The following is a 4,376-nucleotide window of genomic DNA, read 5'->3' as shown; positions in this document are numbered from 1 at the left end:
CAGCAGCGACACGATCGCGGTGGCCGGGAAGTACACGTGGGTCACGTGGCTGCCGGGCTCGTAGAGCACTTCGCCCAGCAGCATCTCGACCGGCTCCAGCAGCACGCCCTTGGACGCCGACTGCATGGCGGGGCAATCGGTGCGCATCTGACTGCATGGACCCAGGCAATCAAACCATGCGCACTCAACTCGGGTACGTCAGCGCGCAGACGCGCCTGCACCGCAGACGCAAACTTTGTCGAGACCGAGACATCGCAGTGGAACGACACATGAAAATCGATGCAGTTACTCGACGCGTTGCGTCCTTGTTCGTCGGTGCGCAGACTTTGGGTTCGTGTCGTCCTGCAACTGAAATGGAGAATCGACCATGCGTAACGTTCGCCTCAACGATCCAAACCGCCCAGTAATTTGTGATGTATGTGCCAATGCAGGCCGCGCGGTGGAAATGCAACCCGATACCAAAATCAATTCTTATCTCGCCGCATCCTCTTCAAGTGGGGTGCCCGACTTGCACACGTTCCTATGCCCCGAATGCGAAAGCATACGATTTTTCACAGTGGCCTAGCCGTCCTGTTGATATATTTCGGACGTTCGTGCGCGCAGAAGATGTTGACCAGCCTGACGGGGTACAACGGATTTGACACGTTACGCTGCGGCCCTCTGCGCCATACCCGAATGCAGAGACCAACAAACCGCGCTCGTCCTTGCCGATGCTCGCGCGCGGCATATAATTCCGCGCCTGCCGCAGTCGTGTACGCAGTGCTACAGCAGAAAATTTCATGGGCGTAATTGAGCGCGGCAAAACCTTTCTACGGCCAACGCTTGCTCGATCCGAGCGCCCTCGGCCAAGATGAGAATGGACTCCATCCCTGAATCCACGCCGGAATGTCAGCCTCCGCCATGGGTTTCGCGATCGCGTAGCCCTGAAGTTGCCGGCAGCCGTGGGAGAGCAGCGCCACGCCCTGTGCCTCCGTCTCGACGCCCTCGGCGATGAGCGTCACACCGAGCATTTGCGCGGTGGTGATGATGCCAGCGGCGATTGCGAGGTTGCGCGAGCCGACGAGCAGGTCGCGCACGAAGCTCTGGTCCATCTTCAGGGTGGCTACTTCCAATTGCTGGATGTGGCTGAGGGACGAGTTGCCGGTGCCGAAATCATCAAGACTGACGAGCACGCCGCGGGAACGACATTCCTCGGTGACTCGGCGCGCCTGGGCGCGATCAAGCGAGGGGCCGGTCTCTGTGATTTCGAGGCCCAGCAGCGTGGCGTCAATAGCGGGGTGCGCAGCGAGCGCGGCCTCGACATCGTGAATGAACTCGGGGTGCAGCAAGTGCCGCGAGCTGATGTTGACGGAAATCGGCAAAACCACGTCGTGTGCGAGCAGGCGCTCGCAGGTCCGCAGAGCCAGATCGAGGACTCGCCGTCCGATGGGGCGCGACAGCACCGCATCATCGAGCATGGAATGGAACGCTGAGGGTGGCAGCAGCCCGCAGGTATCGTCCTGCAATCGCAACAGTGCCTCGAGCCCCGTGACGCGGCATGCAACCGGATCCTCGTCGATTACTACGATGGGCTGATACAGCAGCACGAGGTGATCGTCTCTCAACGCCACGACCATCTGTTCGTGCAGAGCCCTGTGTTCGGAACCTGCGGTTTCGAGAACCTCCGAATAGAACTGATCGCGGTCCCGGCCAGCCTGCTTGGCCGTATACATTGCGAGATCGGCATGCCGAAGCAGAATATCCGGGGGCGCATCGTCGCGCGGATAGAGAGTCCAGCCGACACTCGCCGAGCAGAGCAGCCGTTCGCTCTGCCAGAGGATGGGAGCGCGGAGCAGTTCAAGCATGCGCCAACTCACGCCGCGGACCTGCTCTTCGCTCTCGATGTCGATGAGCAGGAGTGCAAATTCGTCGCCACCGAGTCGTGCCGAGATGTCCCCCTCCCGCAGCGCGGTCTGCATGCGCCGAGCGGATTCGCGGAGCACTTCGTCGCCTGCCGCGTGGCCATGCTGATCGTTGATGCCCTTGAAACCGTCGAGATCGAGCACTCCGATCGCGATGGAGTCCTGATGACGCCGCGACAGGCTTCGGGCGCGAGCAAGCCATTCGAAGAAGAGGCGGCGGTTGGGCAAGTCGGTCAGCGTGTCGTAATAGGCAAGACGCTCGATCTGGGCCGCCTGGACTTTGCGATCGGTGATGTCGATGTGTTGCCACATTCGGCCCAGCGGCTGACCATCGATCACAATGGGTACGAAGTCACGCAGGTAGGTTCTGCCACCGCGGATCTCCATCTCCTCACCCTGCACGGATTCGGCGTGCTCGAGGATCTCGTGGATGCGGCGCACCTCGCGTTCGGGATTGGCGTAGACCGGGCTGATCCGCTCGATGATGTCGGCCGCGCGTGCGCCCAGTAGTTGTTCCGGATTCCCATCGATGCCAAACATGCGACAAAACGCGGCGTTGGCGAACAAGACCTGACCCTCGGCGGTCACGACCAGCGTGGCGGCGTATTGATTCGACACGATTGCCTGGAACTGCCGCAGGCTGGTCTGCAAGGCTATTTCAGCGGTCACGCGGGCCGTGCGCGAACGCAGACGTTCCCAGCCCAGACTGAGTTCCAGGGCAATTTCGCCGAACACGCGCACTTCGGCGTCGGTGAAAGCGCCCTCGTCCTCGGCGCCAACCACAAGGACACCCTCGATATGCTCGGCGACGCGCAGCGGAAGCCCCAGGATGGAACCGAGGCCGAGCATCCGCGCATCTCGAGCCCAAGGTTCATCGCCCTCTTGTCGGGGCCAACGCAGATGCGGCGCTCCACTCGCAATCGCACGCGCCGATACGCTGCTCGCGAAAACGGGATCGGCCAGGCGAATCTGGATCGTGCGGTAGTGCGCCTCGGCGCGACCCGCATGCGCCATCAAGTGCAGGCTGCGCTCGCTGTCATCCTGCAGAACCCCCATCCAGCACACCGCATATCCGCCCGTCTCGACGACGACGGTGCAGGCCCTGGCAAAGAGGTTTCCCTGCGTCTCGGCGTGAATCGCGATCTTGAGCGTCTCGCCCAACAGCCGCTCGGCGCGCTGCAGACGTCCAGCCTCCTGCATCGCGCGCTTGAGTTCAGAGCGCTGCGCATCCCCCTCCAGCGCCCGCCCAATGCTGACGGCTGCCCGGTCGAGCAATTGCAGGAGCGGCGGCGAGAAGAAGGACGGATCGCGTGAACGCAGGATCAGGGCCGCGTGCACCTGGCCGAAACGCATGATGGGCACGGCGGCGGCGGCGCGAATACCATATTTCGCATAGGCGGGACGCAAGGCTTCACGGCCCGGCGCGTCGACGATGTTGGGCTCAACATCAATGTGGCCCTCCCAGAACATTGGGCGAGCAATGTGGATCGGTACTGCCGCAGGATAAATGTCCTCCTGATCGCGCGGCGGTGGATCCGGCGCGCGGCGATGCATCATTCCGGCGGCGTGGTCGATTTCGCCGATGATCACCAGCCATGCCCCGACATGGCGCTCCAGGATGCGCACCACCCCCGTATAGAGCTCCTGGAGGGACGGCATCGCGGCCACCAGATCACCGATGTCGGCAAGTGCTGCATACAGGCGCTCGACGCCATCAGCAGGTGAATCGAACGGGGGTGGATCCATCGTTATTCAGACTTTCGAGTGGGCACACCTGCTTCAAAAGCACGGCATCGAAGGAATGATGATGCATGCCAGTTGGCGCGGCTCTGCACTTTGCCACCCGCGACACATGGGGGCCAGTGGCCAACAGGCAGGATGTTTCAGGCATCATCTTCATCATTCTTGCTTGCGCGCCGCAAGGGACTCGTAGTGCAACCCATTTGCCGGCTCACTTGAAGTGAAGGCGCTGCACGCGAAGATTGGCCAGCAGGCACTGGAGATCGATTTTTTGTCCGGTGCGTTCGGCAAGGCCGGCCTGCTGAGCGCAAGCAAATGATTGATCGTGGCCACGATCTGTCACTGAAGCGCCGGGCTGCACTGCTGGCGATCAGCCGCGGCACGGCGTACTACCGGCCCCAGCCGGTCAGCGATCGTGATCTGACGCTGATGCGCCACATGGACGCGCCGCACCTGGAGCGCCCGTTCGCCGGCGCGCGCCTGCTGCGCGACCTGCTGCGCCGTGAGGGCCAAGCCGTGGACCCGACGGCACGTCGGCACGCTGATGGCGCGCATGGGCATCGTCGCCCTGTACCGCAAGCCCAACACCAGCCGCAAGCATCCGCGGCATCGGTCCATCCCTACCGGCTGCGTGGTCCGGCCATCACCCGGCCCAACCAGATCTGGGCCATGGATATCACCTACATCTCGATGGCACGCGGCTTCGTCTACCTGGCCGCCATCATCGACTGGTAC

At 62.6% G+C, this 4,376-nt stretch carries 1 protein-coding gene and 1 pseudogene; one reads left to right on the top strand and one right to left on the bottom strand.

The features are described from left to right. Window positions 1–809: 809 nt before the first annotated feature. On the bottom strand, window positions 810–3,647 hold the full coding sequence (locus ACYDAT_RS15685) for a bifunctional diguanylate cyclase/phosphodiesterase (RefSeq protein ID WP_461451329.1): 2,838 nt from the start codon (window positions 3,645–3,647) through the stop codon (window positions 810–812). Window positions 3,648–3,855: 208 nt separating this feature from the next. Here ACYDAT_RS15685 and ACYDAT_RS15680 point away from each other — a divergent pair. Next, a pseudogene (locus tag ACYDAT_RS15680) lies at window positions 3,856–4,376 on the top strand (IS3 family transposase); the annotation flags it as partial.

The sequence above is a fragment of the Metallibacterium sp. genome, assembly GCF_054637675.1.
This window is presented reverse-complemented; position numbering and strand designations above follow the sequence as displayed.